Below are 19,395 nucleotides of genomic sequence, written 5' to 3' on the forward strand. Positions count from 1 at the left end.
GGCGAGCGGCACGCTTGCCGCTCCCACCATCCACAGCCCCGTCGATCTCGCATCGGCGGGGCGGGCGGCCTCATTCCCGGCCGCGATTCAGTAGGCACACGTTTGCTCTGGTTGCAGCGCAAGTCGAATGGTTTTTGGTTTCGCTAGTTGTCAGATGCAGCGATGACCGGATTAGAAAGCTCATTTGACACGGTACATTGCAAAGAACGCATTTACCGTTCGGCCGACGTCAGCCTCAACATCCGAGTAAACTGTCCGTTCTGGTTCGATCGACCACAAAATTTTATTCTGTTGGCTGGCGCAAAAACTAATTAACGTATTCGCCATCTCAGAGGTATCATTTGCCGTTAATTCGCCGTTGTCGACATAGCGTCTAAGATAGTTTGCAAGCGCCGTATGCGTATGCTTGGCTGCCCGATCATAGAAAGTACGACCGACCTCGGGAAATCGGCCGCTCTCTGCAACGACGAGACGCCAAGTGGCAACCATTTCGCTCATTCCAAGTTTAAGGATCATCGTGCGACAAAACTGGGCTAGTCCTAGTTCCAAGGATCCCGTTAGCGAAAGTGCATCCTCTAGCTCCGCTTTGAAGGAGGCTGTAAGATCCTCAATGACAGCGGCGAACAATTCTTGCTTCGTAGGAAAGTAGGCCCAAATGGTGGTTTTCGAACCACCGAGCGGCTTTAATAAGCCGGACATACTTGTGCCTGCATAACCGTGTTGAAGGAAGTGCGTCCTAGCGACATCCACTATCCGTTGCCTACGCTCTTCGCGCCGGCCATCGGCGCACTGAGCGCTGGATTCAGATTCATTGTTCATAACGTGCGGCACGATGAGATCTTTTCGGACTGCTAAAAACTTCCTTTGGTTCGGTCGGTGCCGAATTCTGCATCAATGTGTGGTTCGATCTTCAGATCAAAATGACAAATTGCCTCTTTTTTTTGTCAACAGATCGAGTGCCAAATGACGTGGCTTCGAATAGCGACACTTCGCTGCGCGGCGTTCGTCCAAAAATACTATCAGCTTCGCCCAACTGCGCGCTTCAAGGGTTCCCCCCAGCGGTCGCCACGCCAAGCAACATGTTGATCCGGACGCACCAATGTCATATCGGCCCGGTAGAGTTCGCTCATTGCCGGCTCAGATCGGCAGATGATCGTCATCGGCACACCGAGTTCTACCGCGTCTTTCTTGGCGTTTTCGACTTCGACCTTATCGGCGCGGGGTGAGATGATGAGAGCGAAACCGTCTCCAAAAAGGTCGTAGAGCGACCTGCCGTCGTCCAGCCAGGCGTGCGGCGCCAAACACCCGGCTCGGGCCGATGGCTCGTAATGTTGACTGTCATGTGCCGATAGTGGTTCATCATCCTCCGCGATGATCGGCGATTTCGAATAGCACAGTCCGAGAACGGTCCCGAGCGTATCGAATTCTCGCGCTTTCGAGGCTTGAATCCCGGCTCCGACCTTCGCACGGATCGCTTCGCCCGCAGGCGTTTCATCTTCGATCTCAGGCGGGGGTGGGGCGACGTAAATCGCATAATTCGCCATTGCCTCGTCGATCACGGCGCGGTGTACCGGCCGGCGTTCGGATTCGTAGCTCGCCACCAGTTCCGGCCCACCCCATCCCTGGAGCGTTGCCGCAATCTTCCAGCCGAGATCGACACCGTCACCTACGCCCATGTTCATGCCATATCCGCCAGCAGGCGGATGCAAATGACAGGCATCGCCCGCCAGGATGATCCGCCGATCAGCATAGCGATCCGCAACGAGTTCGCTCGCGGTCCACGCGTCCGCGCTAAGGATTTCATAGGGCAGGTCGATCCCGGTTCGGGCCCGGATCAAATCGGCCGCTTCCGCGTCCGACAGGGTTTCGCCCGGCCTGGCGCCGCCTGGCATGAACGCCCACACATCGTCCCGGTCCATCGGTCCGATCGCGCTGAATCCATCTTTGCCGATTTGCCAGTAGATCACACCCTGACCGTGCCGATGGGCATCTTTCAGTCCGGGGGCGCGGAAGATTATGTTGTAATGATGAGACAATCCGTGTCGGCCTTCTAAGGTGGCCCCAATCAGCGCTCTCACTTGGCTGCGCGCGCCGTCCGCGCCAATCAAATACCGGGCCGTCACCGATGTCTCGACACCCTGGATATCGATCGTCGCGACCACCTGATCGTCATCCTGTTCGGCGGTGGCGAAATTGGTATCGAAGCGTATGTCGACGCACGGCAGGGACTGCGCCTTTTCGAGCATTACCTTCTCGAGCTTGTATTGCGGCACCCACTGCGCATGTTCGGGATATAGCGGCGATCGTACCGGAGCGGCGTTGAACGCGTCGTGAAAGCGAGCAAGTTCGTAGCCGGCAAGCCGGGTTACGAAGACCATGTCGTTGGGATAGTCGATGCCGAACGGCGCTTCGCCAACAAGCTTCCCCGCGATACCCCAGCGGCGCAGGTGCGTGCGAGTTCGCACATTGGTGGTCTTGGCACGCGGCGCGACGCCGACCCGCGCGTTCCGTTCGATCAGCAATACGCGAATGCCGCGCATTCCCAGTTCGATTGCGGCGGCAAGCCCGACTGGACCTGCGCCGACAATCAACACATCGGTTTGAATCGCGTCGGCCATCAATAGGGCTTGCCCAGCGTGGCGAAGGCGTTGGTCAGCAATGCCATATTTTCGGACGCCGGGGCCTTGCGCTGCTCCAATTGCCCGAGTTTCACGCTCGTTTCGACGACCAGCTTCACGCGCTCGTAGCGACGGGCCATGAACGCTTCGAGTGCTTCGGGAAGCGTAGTTGCCTGACCGATCGATTGACCCAATACTACCGCGTCTTCCAGCGCCATGCCGCCGCCCATACCCATGTGCGCACTGGTCGCATGCGCCGCGTCGCCGATCAGCAAGACCCGCCCCTTGTACCAACGGTCAGGAACCAGGATCCATTCGAATGGACGTCCGATTAACTGAGAGTCGTCCGTGATGCGGCTGCGCAATTCCCGGATGGCCGGCGCGGTCATCGAATCCAGCAGTTCCAGAAACATCGCACGGACGTCTGCGTCGGACAGCCAACGCCATTCGGGCATGTTGATGACGGCAGGCACATATACGAGATCTTGCGGCAGATAGTAGAAACCGAGCCGACCGACCGGTGAGGCATACCATCCTTCGTCCGCAATCTTCGGCCCAGGCGCCATCCAGCGGATGCTGAGTTGACCCGAGAATTGCGGCTTCGGCACCTCCGGGAAAATCGACGCGCGGATCTTCGATCCGATACCGTCCGCAGCTACAAGAAGATCGTACCGCCCCGTTTCACCGTCGGTAAATGCGACGGAAACGGCGTCGGCTTCATTGTCGATCGTTTCGTAGCTCACGCCTTTGCGAATACGCACGCCGAGTTTACGGGCCTCCGCCGCCGCGACTTCGAGGAAGACCGGGCGATACACAGCGACGGCATCGACTGCGCCTGGCCAGGTCGGGCGCTTCGGGCTCGGACTGATCAGTTTGCCCGTGGCGTCGCGCAGCGAGGCTGCCGTCGAATCGGGACCGAACGGCGTGCCCGTCGCGTGGGTCTGGTCGTAGATACCCAGTTCGACCAAAGTTTCGGCAGCGCGCCCGGAAAAAGCCAAGGAAGCGCCGAGCGGCTGTTCCGACAATTCGATCAGATCGACACCTACGCCCTGTCGCGCCAGCGCGATCGCTGCGTTCATTCCGGCGATGCTGCCACCGACCACCAGCGCGGTTGATATACACGCCATGCCTAGCCCCTTTTCGGTTTGAAAGTGTCAAATTCGGTTCGCCGAAATTCCGCATCGGCTGCGGCCATGATCGGCTTGCCATGCATTACGAAGGCCTTGTCGAAATTGAGCCGCGCCAGCTTGGAAATACTCGCCAGCGCCAATTTGGGATCCTCGGTCGCGATGGCTAGTTTGAGGCCGCCACGATTGATGCAGGCATCCGCCGTGAACAGCATGCCGCCTTCGCGCTGCCACAAAAAGGCTAGCTGGCCGGCACAATGGCCGGGCACGTGGATCGCGGTCAGGTCCGGCGCGAAGGACGGTGCATCGCCGTCTTCGAGCAAGCGATCCACCTTGGTCGGCTCGACGCGCCGAACGCGTCCGCCAAGCAGCTTGGCGAGGATCGCGTTGCGCAGTCCTGGAGACGGCGTCATCGGTTCCCGCATCGTCGTGCCGGCTTCAATCATCGGCGCGTCGATCGAGTGCGCCCATACGATCGCGTTCGTTTCGCGTTTCAGCGCGGCGGCGCTTCCGATATGATCGGGGTGACAGTGCGTCAGGATGATGTGGCGGACGTCGGCGGGCGACTTACCGATTGCCCGGACCGCATCGAGGATTTTTCCGGTACTGCCCGGGAAACCGGTATCGAGGATGGCCAAGCCGTCCTGCGTCTGCAGGATATAGATATTTACCAGACCCCGGATCAAATAGACATCTTGAGTGAGCTTTTTCACGGCCATGCGAGATAATCCTTCAACTGCCTCAGGAGCCGAGGCAGATAGCATCGTCGCCGGCGAGCCATCGTTTCATGCGTGCGGTCAATGCCTCGATTTCAGGACCTCGAGTGCCGGGAAGCTTCTTGTCGACGTCGAACCCGATCTTCGTCTGTAGATAAGCGAGGTGACGATACCCATCCGGAAACGTGGCGAGCAATTCCGCATCCAGCTTCGGAACGGCCGAGGGATCGACGGGCGTCATGCGATCGAGTTCGTAGACAGGTTGCCGAAGAACGATGCCCCAACGCCCATCGCGCTTTTCCAGGGCATCCACAAACCGGCCGAGGCACGTCACATCGACTTCGATACCCTCCAGTTTGCCGCGCTGGACGATCTGCATCTTCGATTGCGATACCGCCCGCAAACCCTGCACGTCGACGCTGATGCCGCCGAGAGAGTGCAGTCCGACAACGCCGGCGTCAAAGCCTTTACGGCAGCCGGCGATGAATTCCTCGGCACTCGAGCGAAACCACGTCGCGATCATTCGGCCATCACCGTGCCACACCGTGGCAAAGCGCGCCCAATCGCCCGCGTCGCGCCAGACCACCCAATTCTGTAGAAGCTCGCGGATTTCCAGTCGATCCAGCGCGGCGGCGATGTCGTGCTGGCCCTCCCGATCGATCTCTTCAGAAGCGTGGTTCATGTCCGGCATCCTCTCCCGCGATTCCATTACGGGGTGGCGTGGCCGTTCAGACCACGGGAGGCCCGCTGGATTATCGAACTCTAGCCACGATGCGCGCTTGCCAGGAGATGCGATTTGCACGAGGTTGTTACCAGTTAGGTATAGGGACGCGAGATCCCGAGCCGCGGAGGCGAGAGTATGAAGCTGCATCATCTGCGCAACGTAGTGGCCGTGGTCGAGCGCGGAAGCCTGCGAGCGGGCGCAAAGCATTTGGGACTCGCGCAGCCTGCCGTATCCCGCAGCATTAAGGAACTTGAACAGGAGCTCGGCCTCGTCCTGTTCGAACGCAACAAATTCGGAATGACACTCACGCGGGCAGGCGAAGTGTTCGTTCGGCGGGCCAAAGGCATCCAAGCCGAATTCGCGCGCACGCTCGAGGAAATGGAGCATCTGAAAGGCGAGGATCGTGGCATGATCACAGTCGGATGCTCCAGTGCGACGCTGATTGCGATGGTACCGACGATCGTGAACCGGTTTCACGGCAAATTCCCGAACGTGCGCATCAAGCTGGTCGAAGGGTCGCTGCCGATGCTCGAGACGGAGATCCGCGACGGTCTAATCGATCTTTACTATGGCCCTGTAGCGACCGGTTTTGCCGATCCTTCGCTGCTGATCGAGCTGCTCTTCGAGAACGAGCGCATGATCATCGGAAGGCGAGATCATCCGTTACGATTCGCGGCCACGCTGAAGGAACTCGTTGGCGCATCGTGGGTGACGACGCCCATGGCCATCGACAGCGACAACGAGGTAAACAGCGTTTTTGCGGCGGCCGGCCTGCCGTCGGCACGGATCGTCATGCAGGCGTCTTCGGCGATGAATCTCGCAGTGATCGTGGCAACCAGCGATCTCCTGGCGCCGGTACCGCAGCAGTGGATGGAGCTGATCCGCGCAACGGGCATGATGGAGCGAATTCCCGTACGCGAAGTCTCGAAGGCACCCAGGATCTGCGCCGTTCGCCGCGCAAACATCCCGCTGACGCCAGCGGCCGAATTCCTCAACGACCTGGCGACCCGCGCTGCTACGACCTACGTTCACAAACAACGGCGCGAGGCCTGATCGGAATTTGTCACCCTATACCCGTTGGGTAACAACAGCGCTAAAATGCCATCTTTCTCGAATAAGATGCCAGCTGCATGTCCTGCAACATCGAACGGTTTCGGTTCGGGCATGGCCTGATGATTTGCTCGCGAAGAACGCCGGAAAAGACTCGCCCGTTACGGAGCGATCGATGTGACAAGTCGCCTGTAAAAGGTGGCGTCAAAGGAGGGGATATGTCCGTTTCGCACAAGACCTGGCTCATGCTTTCGGCCGCCGTTTTGTTTTCTCCCGTTTCAGCCGTTGCGCAGTCGCAATCCGGCCAGGCCGACGGTCCGCAGTCGAACCAGGCCGCGTCCACGACCGCGCCTCAGGGTCCGGCCCAGGTCGGCCAGTCGCAAGCCTCGAAGGTTATGGTCGAACAGGACGGTCTGCAAGAGATCATCGTCACTGCGCAGCAGCGCGGCGAGAATTTGCAGAAGGCCGCAGTACCGGTCGCCGTGGTCTCTGGCGCCGACCTGTTGAATTCGGGCGTTCGAGGTATCGACACTCTCGGCAAACTCATTCCCTCGCTCGTTGTCTCGGGCGGTGGGCAAGGAAATCTGATCTTCATTCGCGGCGTCGGCAATTTTTCGTTCGTTGCGAGCAGCGATCCGGCAGCGGCATACAATTATGACGGCGTTTATGTCGGGCGATCGAGCGCCACGTTTGGCACGTTTTACGATCTTGATCGCGTCGAAGTTCTTAAGGGTCCGCAGGGCACGTTGTATGGCCGTAATGCTACAGCCGGCGCGATCAACATTCTTCCCGTTCAACCACGCCTTGGCGAAACATCCGGATATGCATCTGCGAGCTACGGAAACTATAACGAGGTCCAGGCCGAAGGCGCTATCAACATCGCGCTGGGTGAGAACGCCGGCTTCCGCCTTTCGGGTAATTATACGCGACACGACGCATATCTCAACGACGGTACGCAAACGGACGACTCGGCGGGGGTTCGCGCTCAGCTGAAAGTCAAACTTACCCCGGAACTTACCGTGCGCCTCGAAGCCGATTATGCTCAGCAACGGGGCGTGGGCGGTGGCTCGAACTATGTGGGGAAATACACCTTCAACCCTGTTACTGGACAATATGTTACGACCGCATCTGGGCTGCCATCTGACGAAGGTTTATTCACTCCGGCGGCACAGGCTTATCGGGCTAGCAATGGCATAGCAGGGAGGCTGGCGGGCCGCTTTCTCGACCCGCTGACCTTCAAGCCGTTTCAACGCAACGATGTGTACGGGTTTACGGCACACGTTGATTGGCAAACGCCGATCGGCACTTTTAGCGTCGTGCCAGCTTGGCGGCATGCTTTGAAGAACAACCTTAATACCGAGTCCGCTCAGCAAATCGGCAACGTGCAGGAAGCAAACCAATATTCGCTAGAAGCTCGCCTCGTAAGCAATAGCGGAGGGCTGATCGACTACATCTTTGGAGCATACTATTTCAGCGAAGAGATCCGCGACGACATCCACAATACGGCGGGATCGCTTGCGAACTTTAACTATGGGCGTTTCACGACGCATTCGCCGTCCGCCTACGGCAGGCTGACGGTTCACGCGACCGATTGGCTGCGGTTCACAGGCGGTGCGCGCTACACTGAAGACCACAAAAACTTTTTTGATGCGCAAAATACCGCGCTGGTCGTCGTGTGTGCGGTGCCGGCCGTCTGCCCGACAGCACCCTTGCTACCGTATACGACGACGCTGGCGCAGCAGCCATTTGCTCCGCAATTGGGCGGCGCTCCCGTCTTGCGTGCACCGGGTGTGCTTATCGCCCGGTCCGATACGTTCCCCGGCGGTAAACTCGACACGAACAAGGTGACGTATCGCGGAGCGATCGAAGTTGATGTCGGCCCCCGTTCGCTGCTGTATGCCAGCGTTGAGACGGGATATCGGGCTGGTGGCTTCAACGCTTTCAATACATATAATCCGGAAAACATCACGGCCTATACGATCGGCTCTAAGAACCGCTTTTTGGACAATCGGCTGCAACTCAATCTCGAAGGCTTCTACTGGAAGTACAAGGATCAGCAGCTCACCTATTTCGGTATCGATCCCACGGGTCGGCTGGGCATCATCACCGCGAACGTCGGGCAATCGACGATCAAGGGCATCGAGGCCGAGGCGCGCGCGCTGATAACCCGCACGACTACTTTGACCGCGAACGTGCAGTATCTCGATGCGAAATATGACCGGTTCAACTACGTATCGCCGTCGCCGGTCTTCACGGGGTGCCCCGTTACCCCGACCGGCGCGCTTTATACGGTCAACTGCTCGGGCCGAACGGCGATCAACTCACCGAAATGGACGGTAAATCTCGGCGGCCAGCAGGTATTCACCTTTGGTGAAGACCAAATCGTATTGAGTGCCGACACCCAATACCGATCGAGCCGTTACACTGGATTCGATTACATTCCCCAAGAGTATGTTAAAGAGAGCTGGATTTCGAACGCAGCGATTTCGTTCGGCGCTAAGGATGGAAAGTATGTCATCGGCGCGTTTGTGAGAAACCTGACCAATGATCGGCCGCAGATTTACGGCACGCCCGTTCCGGGATCTAACTTGATCGTATCGATCATTTCACCGCCCCGTACCTACGGCCTACGTCTTTCGACGCGCTTCTGATCGAGCGGGTGGGCGGTTCGATCGAACCTGCCTGCCCGGAGATCTCCATCCACGAGGATTTGTCATGAAATTGCTGCGCTATGCCGATGGTGCCGACGTGAAGCTTGGCGTGCTGCATCCCCAAAAGGACGATCGCGTTGTATCGCTTGCAGCCATCTCGGGTGAGTTCCCGACGATGCGTTCAATCATCGAAGGCGGTGCGGCGGCGCTCGATTGCGTCCGGCAGATCGCGGAAACGGCAGAACATTCGTTAGCACTGGCCGATATCCGTTTGCTTGCGCCGATCGAACGGCCTGGCAAATACCTCGCGATCGGTATGAATTACGCTAAACATATTGAGGAGGCGAAGCGCTTGGGCCAGCCGACGCCCACAAGCCAGTTTTGGTTCAACAAGCAGACAAGCTGCCTCGCCGGACCATTTGACGACATCGATCCTGGTGTTACGGAGCAACTCGATTACGAGGTCGAGTTGGGGGTCGTGATCGGCAAGCCGGCAAAGGCCGTCGGGGAGGCCGAGGCGAAGGATCATGTCTTCGGCTATGTGGTCGCCGACGATGTTACCGCGCGCGACTGGCAACGGCATTCGCCTACCTTCACGATCGGCAAATCGTTCGATACCCATGGGCCAATCGGCCCGTGGATCGTAACGGCCGACGAGATCCCCGATCCGCATGCGCTTAAGCTGCGGTGCCTCGTCAACGGCGAGCTTCGGCAGGACAGCGACACCAGCGAGCTGGTGTACAACGTCTGGCAACAGATCGCCTACTTATCGACCGCCTTCACGCTGGAAGCGGGGGACCTTCTGGCGACGGGGACACCCTCGGGCGTGGGCATCGGCATGAAGCCGCCGCGTTTTCTGCAATTGGGCGACGTCGTTCGATGCGAGATCGACGGCATCGGCGCAATAGAAAACCGGGTCCGCGCAGCATGAAACCGGCACCATCGACGACCGCGCTCATTAACCCCCTCGACGTCGTGCCGATGCGCCCGCGTCAGATCATGGTATTGGTTGCCGCACTCCTACTCGCCGCACTGGACGGATATGACGCCTTGTCGATGGCATTCGTTGCGCCTGCGCTCGCGCGAGAATGGCATCTGACGAAAGACGTGGTCGGGGTACTGTTGGCCAGCAGTCTAGCGGGGATGGCGATCGGCGCGATCGCATTGTCGCCGGCTGCAGACCATTTCGGCCGCAAAAAAGTGATCCTGGCCGCGTTGTCGATCCTAATATTTGGCACGGCATTGTCCGGCCTAGCAACATCGGTTCCGTTCCTGGCGGCAGCACGCGTACTGACGGGTGCGGGCATCGGTGTGATGGTGTCGATGACGACCCTGATTTCGGCAGAGTTCACTAACATACGCCGCCGATCGCTGGCGGTAGCGGGGGTTGCGACCTTGGGCTTCCCGCTTGGCGGCGTGGCGGGCGGGCTGGGGGCGGCTGCCATCCTGAAGGGCGCCACCTGGCACTGGGTTTTCTTCACAGGGTCATTCTGCGGCCTGGCGTTGTTCGTGTTGGTAGTCCTCGCGCTGCCGGAATCGCCCGCCTTCATTATCGCGAGGCGCATGCCCGATGCATTGGCCAAAGCTAATCGGGTGTTGTTCGGCTTGGGGCAGCCGGCCATGACCGAGTTGCCACTCGCGCCCGATCGCACGCAAAGCCGTTACGGATCGTTGTTCAAGCCGGACATGCGCCGCATTGTATTTCCGTTGATGGCGACCGCCATTTTGATCGCGACATCATCATATTATATCCTCAACTGGTTGCCACAAATGGTCGTCGATGCCGGCTTCACTCCAGCACAGGGCAGCCTCGTGTCGGCCTTGTCGGGTGTGGTTGGTCTCCTTGGAGGCATCGGGTTTGCTGCCTTCGCATCGCGCTTTCCGCCAACCAGGGTGGCCGCCATCGCCATGACGGGCGCTGCGATCGCACTCGTTGCGGTCGGACTGGTGCCCCCGGTCATTCCGTTGTTCGTGGCGTCGGCGGGCATTCTGGGTTTCTGCCTCGCAGGGACCACCGGCATGCTCTACTCGATCATGGCCGATGCCTTTCCACCGGCTTTGCGTGCGTCAGGGATCGGGCTCGTCATGGGTGCCGCGCGCATTGCAAGCGCTGGCGGCCCGGCGCTTGCCGGCCTCATGTTCGCGCATGGCATGACGCGCGCCGGCGTTTCCGTGATTTTCGCAGTCGGGCCGCTCATCGCAGCCGTGCTGATCGGCACCCTGCGCCTTAGATCGCCTCATCCCGGGCCAGCGCTGGACGTAGGCCAAACAGGAGCATAACGTGCCAGTTCGTAAGGTCATCATCACCTGTGCCATTACCGGCGGAATTCATACGCCCTCAATGTCGCAATACTTGCCTATCACTGCGGAACAGATTGCCGATTCCGCCGTCGCTGCGGCCGAAGCGGGCGCGGCGATCGTACATCTACATGGCCGCAACCCGTCGGACGGAAGGCCGGATCAATCGCCCGAGGCGTTCGAGCCGTTCTTGCGCAGCATCAAGCAGCGTTCCGACGTCGTGTGCAACATCACCACCGGCGGTGCGCCCGGCATGACACGTGAGGAACGACTGCGTCCGGCGACGGTGTGGAAGCCGGAGGTTGCGAGCCTGAATATGGGATCGATGAATTTCGGGCTGTTTCCGATGCTGAAACGCTTCAAGAACTTCCAGCATGATTGGGAACCCGCGATGCTCGAAAGCACGCGCGATGTGGTCTTTCGGAATACATTCGCCGATATCCATTTCGCGCTAGAGACGCTCAACGAAACCGGGGCTCGATACGAGTTCGAATGTTACGACACGAGCCATCTGCACAACCTTCACTATTTCTACAAAGAGGGGCTCGTGACGGCTCCGCTGTTCATCCAGACCGTTTTCGGCCTGCTCGGCGGCATCGGTTCGCATCCCGATGAAGTGATGCACATGAAGCGGACGGCCGACCGGCTTTTCGGCGACGACTATCACTGGTCGGTGCTGGGCGCGGGCCGTAGCCAGATGCCGATCGCGGCGATGGCCGCCGCGATGGGCGGCAATGTCCGCGTCGGGTTGGAAGATTCCCTGTGGCTCGGTGCCGGGCGATTGGCCGAATCCAACGCAGCGCAAGTCACTCAAGTCCGCAAGATCATCGAAGGCCTCGGTCTGGAGATCGCTTCTCCCGACGAAGCGAGGGACATCCTCGAACTGAAGGGTAGGGATCGCGTCGGGTTCTGATCGGTATCCTGCTCTGCACCGTCGTTCGTTCTAGCCGCGCCAATATTCGGAGCACGTATAATGCCAAGCACATTCCGTCTCGCTTATGTCGACCTGTTGACGCCATCGATCGATGACTCGATCGGTTATTACGGCGATGTGATCGGGCTGAACACAACCGAGACCACCGGCGCGTCGGCATATCTCGGTCTCGGGATCGATCATCACTCCGTCGCGCTGCACAAGAGCGATCGTCCCGGGCTTGATGCGATAGGTTTGCAGTTGAGCGGCAACGAATCGCTCGACGATCTGACCCGACGATTGAACGGCATGGGCATCAGCCCCAAACTCAAGACCGATGCGCGACCCGGTGTTCCCGCGCTGCTCGAAGTGTCGGACATTGGCGGGCATACGTTCCACCTGCTGCCGGACATGGCCCGCGCGGAAGCGGGGTTCAGCGGTGCCGGTCTGGCGCCGCTCCGCATGGGGCATGTCGCGATCCTGTCGACGGACGCGCCGCGACTGCTCCAATTCCTGACCGGCGCATTGGGGTTTTCGACGACCGACTGGTTCGAGGATTTCGTCACCTTCGTGACCTGTAACCGCGATCATCACGTGCTGAACGTCATCGCCGCCCCGATCGCGACGATGCACCACCTCGCTTTCGAACTGGTTGGACGCGAGCACCAGATCCGCGCCGCTGACTTTCTGGCCGAACGCAAGATACCGACATTATGGGGACCGGCGCGCCACACCGCAGGGCATAATATCGCATCCTATCATTATGGCGCCGACGATGCGCTGATCGAGTTGTTCAACGACATGGACGTGTTCGTTCCCGAACTGGGCTATTGCGAACCGCGGCCATGGCATGGCGATCGTCCGCAATATCCGAAGCATTGGCCGGTCACTTCGATGAGTCGTTGGGATACGCGCTACGAGTTCGATCTTTCCGCCGTCACCTTCGGTCTGCCTAAATGAGTAGACTGTAAAATACTAAGTAAAATCTTGTTAGACTATCACGGCATTCGATACTTGGCATTCGATGCAGCAAAGCAGTCTTCGACGGGCTGAAGGCTGCCTTCTACGTTAATGCGTCTTCGACGGCCACTCTCGGCTGTCATGCATCGGATGCCGCCGAAAACCAGAATCGATCGTATTGCGGTGGACGCTTCTCAACGAAGGCGGTCGTCCCCTCGCGCCACTCAGCTGCGTCCATGTCGGCCAGGACCAATCTGATCGCAGGCCAATCGCGTCCTCGACGGAGGTAACGCTTGGCAGCCGCGAGCGCGGTCGGCGGCGAGCCGCCGACGATATCGCGCGCGGTCGCGACGGCGTGGTCAACTGCGCTTGCCCCATCGGCCACGGCGCTGACGATGCCGAGGCGCAGCGCCTCTGCGGCGTCGATCCTGCGACGGGTGAGGATCAGGTCGGTTGCCGCGCGAACTCCAACCAGTTCGGGCAGCCGGGCAAGTGCGGTATTCGGGAGCACGCCAAGGCCGAGCTCCGGGAACATAAAGGATGCGGTCGGGGAGGCGACGACGAGGTCGCACGACAGACATAGCTCGACGCCGCCGCCCAGCGCCAGTCCGTCGACAGCGGCGATGATCGGTCGCCCGTCCGCCTCGATAGCGGCGAACAGGTCAGGCGGCGTCGGAGCTCCCTCCTCGCCGGGTTTCGCGTCCAACCACCCGCTCTCGAGCATGTCGCGGATGTCTGCCCCAGCGCAGAAGGCCTTCTCGCGCGACGCGAGCACAACGGCGCGGGCGCCATCGCTCCGGCTAGTCGCAAGGGCGTCCAGCAATTGCGTGACCAGCGCGACCGACAGCGCGTTGCGCCGCGCCGCGTCCGTCAGCCAGATGACCGAAACGGCATCGCGCCGTTCGACGTTGACGAGTATCGTCATGCGGCCAGCAGCGCGCGCGCGATCTGGATGCGCTGCATCTCCGACGTGCCCTCGCCGATGCGGAAGGCGCGCGCGTCGCGGTACATCCGTTCGATTGGAAGGTCGCACATGTATCCGGTGCCACCGAAGATCTGCAGTACGCGATCCGCCACGCGCCCTACCATCTCGCTGGCATAGAGTTTGGCGCGCGAGCCGGCGACGCGGGCGGCGGGGTCGCCGCGGTCAGCCAAGTCCGCGGCTTGATAGGCAAGCAGGCGCGAGGCCTGCAGTTCGCAGTCTGAATCGGCGAGCATCGTCTGGATCATCTGGTGCGACCCTAGAGTGGCGCCAAACGTCCTGCGCGTATTGGCATGTTCGACTCCCAACCGCATCAGCTCGTCGGCCATTCCCACGTAGCGACCGGCATATTCGATGCGCGTGGTGTTGATGGTCGACATCATCCCGCCGAAGCCGCCGCCTACCTCGCCTAGGACGTGGCTGTCCTCGACGATGCAGTCCTGCAGTGAGAACGCGCCGACTTGGTAACCGCGCCAGCCCATTTTCTTCATTGCGCCCAGATAGTGAAAACCGGGGTTGTCACGGTCGATGATAAATAGCGTGTAGCCGCCACGGAACTTGGCGGGGGGGTCGGTGACGACCAACAGGATGATGAAGTCTGCGAAGTCTGCGCCTGAAATGAACTGTTTGCCGCCGTTCACCACCCAATGGCCGTCTTCCCGGGTGGCACGCGTTCGTAGTCCGCTGAGGTCCGACCCCGCATCGGGCTCGGTCAAGGCATACGCCACCGTCTTATCACCACTGACCAAGGGATCCGTGAACCAGTCGCGTTGCGCCTCCGAAGCGAGCGTCATGGTCGCGGGCAGGAAACCGATCGCGTCGGCCAGAGCCATCGACGTCTTGCCGAGTTCTTCGCCAATGACGACCTGCGACATGACGTCCAACCCTCCCCCACCCATGCTTTCGGGGAGATTGTGGGCATACAAGCCGAGCTTGACCGCTTCCATGCGCAAGTCTCGGAATATGTCGAGATCGAGATGATCGGTCTGCTCGACCCCCTTCTCGTGCGGCTTGAGGAAACGGTCAACATAGCCGCGCGCAGTGTCGCGCAGCATGTCCTGTTCGGGCGTGAAGGTGAAATCCATCGCTTGGTTCTCGTTTCCAGGTTCAGGCCGGATCGGCTTCGTAAGGCATTTCGTGCTCAGCGTACGACCAGAGCGCGCGCGCGGCGTGGGTCCGGTGCTCCTCGACGACATGGCCGATCAGGCCACTCGCGCGCGACACGACGGCGAGGCCGCGCATAACCCCCGGCTCGAGTCCAATCTCGAGCAGTAGCGCGCCGATCGCACCGGTTGCGTTGATCGTGATGTGCTTTCCGAACGTAGCGTCCACCGCGCGACCGAGCCGCTGGAGGAGGTCCACGTAACGGCCCGAGACGCCGACCTCCTCTGCGACCGCCAGAAGCCTGGCGGTGCGCGGATCGTCGGGCTTGTGAAGCGGATGGCCAAAGCCGGGGACCGATGCGCGACGGCCTCTGAGCTCGCGTACCGTCTCGATGCAGAACAGGTCGGGATCGGGCGAATCCACACCTTTCTGAAGCAGCTTCGCGCAGGCCTCCGAGGTGCCTGCGTAGATTGGTCCGAGCGACAGCAGCCCGGCGGCAATCGCCACTTGCGAATCCTCGGGCACGCTGTCTGCCATAACGCGCGCGATGATGGACGACGGCGTCCACCCATGCTCCATCAATGTGACGAGGCACGCGTCGAGCACCCGCGTCTGCGCGGGGGTGGGGAGCACGCCCGCACACAGGAAGTAGGTCATCTCGGTGAAGCCGAGCCTGCCGATGATGTCGTCGACCAGGTCGAGCCCTCTGATCGTCACCCCTTCGGCCCGCGCCGCCGCGATCGCCGTTGTTATACCGCTCGTCATGCGATTTCCTCCTCGCGAATGTCCGCCGCAGTCGGCTGCCTCGCCGGAGCGTCGAGGGTGGCCAGCAGCGCGACGCGTGTTGAATTAGCCGCGTCCATGTTTCGGTCCTTGACGTGACCAAAGCCCCGGATGCCGTCCGGCAGCTCGGCGAGTGCGAGCGCTGCACTCGTGTTTCCGATCGTGAGTTGCTGGATGGTGTGAAGCATGTCGCTCTCGTATTGGTCGATCAGCGCACGTTCGCGCCGCCGCTCGGCGGTGTAGCCGAACGGGTCGAACGGGGTGCCGCGCAGGCCCTTGAGTTTCGATAGGACGCCGAAGGCGATGAATATCCAGGGACCGAATGCTACCTTGCGGGGGTGGCCCGTTACCGGATCGCATCGGGCGAACAGCGGCGGGGAGAGGTGTATCTCGCGACGGCCGCCACCCTCGAGCGCCTCGTCTAGCTTACGCTGGAAGGTTCCGTCGGTGTAGAGCCGGGCGACTTCATACTCATCCTTGTAGGCCATCAGTCTGTAGAAGTTACGCGCGACCGCCGCAGTCAGCCCGTGCTCGCCCCCAAGCCGTCGTTCGGCGGTGGCCACGGCACCGACGAGGCGATCGAAGCGGGCGGCGTATGCTTCGTTCTGATAATCGGCCAGTCGAGCGTGCCGGTCCCTGATCAACTCGTCGGTGGAGAGCGCCGGCACGCGGACGGCTCGGGCGTCATCGGTCGCGAAATCGAACGACTCCGGTCTGACCGCCGCCAACCGACCCAGCGCGAATGCGCGCTTGTTGGCGTGGACGGCTGCGCCGTTCAATTCAATCGCGCGGCTGAGCGCAGGTAGGCCGATCGGAACAAGCCCCTTCTGCCAGGCCAGGCCGAGCATGAAGAGGTTGGCGTAGATGGTGTCGCCCATGACCTTCACAGCGATGCGGGAACCGTCGATGATATCAATGCAGTCGCCGACGGCGCGTCTGATGGCGGCTAGCGCAGGAGCGCTGCTGAGGTCGATGCTAGTGTCGAGTACGAATGCGCCTGGCGGCTGCACGTGGGTGTTTGCGACCACGCGCGTCCGCGTGCGTCCCATACGCGACAGCGCGGGCGCGCTCGCCGCGACCACCACATCGCAAGCGAGCACGACATCGGCGCTCCCCTCAATCATTCGGGTCGGGCCGAGTTCGGCGGGATCGCGCGCTATTCGGATGTGGCTCGCGACCGCCCCATTCTTTTGCGCCAGTCCCGTAAAGTCGAGCGTGGTAACCGCCTTGCCCTCAAGGTGCGCGGCCATCCCCAGGATCGCGCCCACCGTGATGACGCCGGTCCCCCCGACGCCGGTAGTCAGCAAATTGTATGGCCGCTCGAGCGCGGGAAGTGTCGGCTGGGGGAGGCGGGCGATCTCCGCGTCGAGATGATCCGCGCTGGCCTTTTCCTTACGCGGCACCGCGCCTTCGACGGTCACGAAGCTGGGACAGAAGCCCTTCACGCAGGAATAGTCTGCGTTGCAGCTCGACTGGTCGATTGCGCGCTTGCGTCCGAGCGGCGTCTCAACAGGCGCGACTGAGATGCAGTTCGACTGGACTGAACAGTCGCCGCACGCCTCACACACCGCGTCATTGATGAACACGCGTTTTGGCGCGGCGGGGTACTGTTTGCGCTTGCGTCGGCGGCGCTTCTCCGCCGCGCAGACCTGGTCGAAGATGAGAACCGTCAGCCCGGGTAGTTCGCGCAATTCGCGCTGTATCCGTTCAAGCTCGCCGCGTTCCAGAAGTTCGACGCCGCTGGGCATGTCGCCCGCGTTGAACCGTTCGGGACGTTCGGACAGCACCACGACGCGTTTAGCGCCCTCGGCCTTTACCGACATGGCGATGCGCTGCACGGTTAGATGGGCGTCATTCTCCTGGCCACCCGTCATCGCGACCGCGTCGTTGTAGAGGATCTTGTAGGTCGCGTTCACCCCTGACGCGGCAGCGGCGCGAATCGCGAGCAGGCCGCTGTGCGAGAACGTGCCGTCGCCCAAATTAACGAAAACGTGTTTCTCTGACACGAACGGCGCCTGGCCGATCCAGTTCACGCCCTCTCCGCCCATCTGGGTCAAGAATGCCGCGTTCCGATCGGGGATGTACATCGACATCGAATGGCAGCCGGTGCCAGCCAAGGCGCGGCTTCCCTCGGGCAATTTGGTCGAGCTGCTGTGTGGACAGCCCGAACAGAAAAATGGTGTCCGAGCCAAGGCGATCGGCAGCACCGGCGCTGCCGCGTCGCGCAACGCGTTCAGGCGAGGTTCGAGTACGCTCACGTCCGCTCCCAGGGTCCGCAGCCGCGTGACTAGTGCCGCCGCCACGATCGCCGGCGTCAGCTCGCCGTGGCTCGGCAACAGCGGCGCGTCGTCGGCGACTGTTTTGCCTACCACGCGCGGTGCACCCTCAACGCCCCGCAGCGCGGACAGGATCTGCGGTTCGAGGAACGCGCGCTTCTCCTCGACGACGAACACTTCTTCCAGACCGTCCGCGAAGCGGCGAAGTCCTTCGACCTCAATCGGCCAAGTCATGCCAAACTTGTAAAGCCGCAGGCCGAGCGCGGTCGCCTCCTTGTTGCCTATCCCAAGCTCAGCGAGCGCCTGGCGCACGTCGCCATAGGCCTTGCCCGTCGTGGCAATCCCGAGCCGGGCGGGGCCATGCTCCAGCTCCTGACGATCGATCCGGTTGGCGCGCGCAAACGCGGCTATCGCCGCCATGCGATCGCCGAGCATCCGACGTTCCTGCGCCACGGCCGTGTCCGGCCAGCGGATGCCTAGACCGCCCGGAGGTAGCGTGAAGTCGCTAGGGATGACCGGCAGCGGAACCTCGCTCGCATCGATCGAGGCCGAGCTCTCCACTACCTCGGTCGTCGCCTTCAGTCCCACCCAGCAGCCGGCGAAACGGGATAGAGCGAAGCCGTGCAGCCCGAAGGTGACGTGCTCCTCCACGTCAGCCGGGTTGAGCACCGGGATGAACGCCGCCTCCATGAGCTGCTCGCTCTGATGAAGCATCGTCGATGACTGCGCGCCGTGGTCGTCACCGAATATCGCGAGCACGCCGCCCAGCGACGACGTGCCTGCGGCGTTGGCGTGCTTCAGCGCGTCCATAGAGCGATCGACGCCCGGCCCCTTGCCGTACCAGATCGCGAACACGCCATCGACGGTGGCCTCAGGACGGAGGGCCACCTGCTGGGTGCCCCATACCGACGTCGCGGCCAGCTCCTCGTTCAGCCCCGGCTGGAAAACGATGCCGTTGGCATCAAGCTCCTTCTTGGCGGCCCACAACGCCGTGTCGTAGTTGGCGAGCGGCGAACCGCGATAGCCCGAGATAAAGCCGCCTGTGTTGAGCCCATGAGCCTTGTCCCGCGCGCGCTGGAGCAGCGGCAGGCGCACAAGCGCCTGTGTTCCGGACAGAAACACGCGACCCTCGCTGCGGACGTATTTGTCCGCCAGCGTCACCGTCTTGTCGAAGCTCGCAACGTCCGTCATGG

The 19,395-nt window shown here is 61.1% G+C and carries 15 protein-coding genes; 6 read left to right on the plus strand and 9 right to left on the minus strand.

The genetic code is table 11. The annotated features are described in order from the left end of the window. Positions 1-180: 180 nt before the first annotated feature. The 5 genes from U1738_RS19625 to U1738_RS19645 all read right to left on the minus strand — a co-directional run bounded on the left by U1738_RS19625 (position 181) and on the right by U1738_RS19645 (position 5,152). Complete coding sequence (locus tag U1738_RS19625) at positions 181-819, minus strand: TetR/AcrR family transcriptional regulator (protein ID WP_332790722.1); 639 nt, start codon at positions 817-819, stop codon at positions 181-183. 200 nt (positions 820-1,019) lie between these two features. Next, positions 1,020-2,618, minus strand: a complete 1,599-nt coding sequence (locus tag U1738_RS19630; RefSeq protein WP_332790723.1) for an FAD-dependent monooxygenase — start codon at positions 2,616-2,618, stop codon at positions 1,020-1,022. Next, a complete protein-coding gene (locus U1738_RS19635; RefSeq protein WP_332790724.1) occupies positions 2,618-3,745 on the minus strand; it encodes an FAD-dependent monooxygenase in 1,128 nt (375 codons plus the stop codon). Before U1738_RS19635 ends, U1738_RS19630 begins: the two co-directional genes overlap by 1 nt. A gap of 2 nt (positions 3,746-3,747) precedes the next feature. After that, positions 3,748-4,464 (minus strand): MBL fold metallo-hydrolase, encoded by a 717-nt coding sequence (locus U1738_RS19640; RefSeq protein WP_332790725.1) that lies wholly within the window; start codon positions 4,462-4,464, stop codon positions 3,748-3,750. A 22-nt stretch (positions 4,465-4,486) separates the two neighbouring features. Beyond that, positions 4,487-5,152, minus strand: a complete 666-nt coding sequence (locus U1738_RS19645) for a nuclear transport factor 2 family protein (protein ID WP_332790726.1) — start codon at positions 5,150-5,152, stop codon at positions 4,487-4,489. A gap of 168 nt (positions 5,153-5,320) precedes the next feature. Here U1738_RS19645 and U1738_RS19650 point away from each other — a divergent pair, with 168 nt between their 5' ends. From U1738_RS19650 to U1738_RS19675, 6 genes are all read left to right on the plus strand, one after another. Next, on the plus strand, positions 5,321-6,238 hold the full coding sequence (locus U1738_RS19650; RefSeq protein ID WP_332790727.1) for a LysR family transcriptional regulator: 918 nt from the start codon (positions 5,321-5,323) through the stop codon (positions 6,236-6,238). Between the two features lie 215 nt (positions 6,239-6,453). After that, entirely contained in the window at positions 6,454-8,886 is a 2,433-nt protein-coding gene (locus U1738_RS19655) for a TonB-dependent receptor (protein WP_332790728.1), read from the plus strand. 64 nt (positions 8,887-8,950) lie between these two features. After that, positions 8,951-9,817 (plus strand): fumarylacetoacetate hydrolase family protein, encoded by an 867-nt coding sequence (locus tag U1738_RS19660; RefSeq protein WP_332790729.1) that lies wholly within the window; start codon positions 8,951-8,953, stop codon positions 9,815-9,817. Next, positions 9,814-11,166 (plus strand): MFS transporter, encoded by a 1,353-nt coding sequence (locus U1738_RS19665; RefSeq protein WP_332790730.1) that lies wholly within the window; start codon positions 9,814-9,816, stop codon positions 11,164-11,166. The genes U1738_RS19660 and U1738_RS19665 overlap by 4 nt, the downstream gene beginning before the upstream one ends. Before the next feature lies 1 nt (position 11,167). Continuing rightward, positions 11,168-12,097 (plus strand): 3,5-dioxohexanoate:acetyl-CoA acetone transferase, encoded by a 930-nt coding sequence (gene kce, locus U1738_RS19670; RefSeq protein WP_332790731.1) that lies wholly within the window; start codon positions 11,168-11,170, stop codon positions 12,095-12,097. 60 nt (positions 12,098-12,157) lie between these two features. Next, positions 12,158-13,057: a VOC family protein gene (locus tag U1738_RS19675; protein WP_332790732.1), complete on the plus strand. Its 900-nt coding sequence runs from the start codon at positions 12,158-12,160 to the stop codon at positions 13,055-13,057. Between the two features lie 139 nt (positions 13,058-13,196). Here U1738_RS19675 and U1738_RS19680 read toward each other — a convergent pair whose 3' ends face one another. The 4 genes from U1738_RS19680 to U1738_RS19695 are packed head-to-tail and all read right to left on the minus strand — an operon-like array spanning position 13,197 to position 19,393. Beyond that, positions 13,197-13,982: an enoyl-CoA hydratase/isomerase family protein gene (locus U1738_RS19680; protein ID WP_332790733.1), complete on the minus strand. Its 786-nt coding sequence runs from the start codon at positions 13,980-13,982 to the stop codon at positions 13,197-13,199. Further along, a complete protein-coding gene (locus tag U1738_RS19685) occupies positions 13,979-15,124 on the minus strand; it encodes an acyl-CoA dehydrogenase family protein (RefSeq protein ID WP_332790734.1) in 1,146 nt (381 codons plus the stop codon). Before U1738_RS19685 ends, U1738_RS19680 begins: the two co-directional genes overlap by 4 nt. Before the next feature lie 22 nt (positions 15,125-15,146). Further along, complete coding sequence (locus U1738_RS19690) at positions 15,147-15,908, minus strand: citryl-CoA lyase (protein WP_332790735.1); 762 nt, start codon at positions 15,906-15,908, stop codon at positions 15,147-15,149. Beyond that, positions 15,905-19,393 (minus strand): indolepyruvate ferredoxin oxidoreductase family protein, encoded by a 3,489-nt coding sequence (locus U1738_RS19695; protein WP_332790736.1) that lies wholly within the window; start codon positions 19,391-19,393, stop codon positions 15,905-15,907. Before U1738_RS19695 ends, U1738_RS19690 begins: the two co-directional genes overlap by 4 nt. Positions 19,394-19,395 lie beyond the last annotated feature (2 nt).

The sequence above is a fragment of the Parasphingomonas caseinilytica genome (genome assembly GCF_036663755.1).
GTDB lineage: Bacteria > Pseudomonadota > Alphaproteobacteria > Sphingomonadales > Sphingomonadaceae > Sphingomonas.